The organism is Vibrio sp. 2132-1, assembly GCF_033344315.1.
In genome coordinates, this window is sequence record NZ_JAWPON010000509.1 from 1 (window position 1) to 620 (window position 620).

1 pseudogene is annotated in these 620 nt (G+C 58.4%); it reads right to left on the minus strand.

The annotated features are described in order from the left end of the window. Positions 1-620 (minus strand): annotated as a pseudogene (locus tag R8N47_RS26345) (type IV secretion protein Rhs); the annotation flags it as partial.

The window sequence follows — 620 nt, forward strand, 5'->3', positions numbered from 1 at the left end:
GGCTTGGTCAGCGAACTCAGGAGGCCCACAGCATCATAGTTGTAGACCGTGGTTCCTTCTGGCCCAGTGGAGCTGACAAGTCTTCCTCTGGCGTCATAGGTGAGGGTTTGGGTTACACCATTGACACCCTGAATGGTCCCGGCGCGACCGTTCGCGTCGTAGTCACCAAACTGCGTCACCTGCCCCAGCGCGTTCGTTGTCCGGATCAGGTTGCCGTGGTCATCGTAGTCAAATGTCGTAACATCGCTGACGTCGGTGCGCGGACCATCAACCGAGGCCAACAGGCTCGGCTTTCCTGTACCAACAGGGGCATAGGTGTAGGTCCATGTCCGGGAAGCGCCCGAGCTGCGATCAGTGACCTTGCGGCTTATCACCCGGAGATGAGTGTCGTAGGTGAGCTCAGTGATCCTGGTTGGTTCTGTGATTTTTGCCGGGAGCGACTTGGAAGGAAGCCAGTCGGTCGTAACCTTACCCCCGTCCTGGTCTATCTGGGTGGTTTCCAATCCCCGGTCGTTATGGGTGAACGTGCGCTTCTGCCCAGCGCGGTCAGTAATGCTGGAGACGAGGCCTTTGCTGTCGTAGACGTAGGTTTCCTTGCCGCCCACAAAGCCGGTACACGG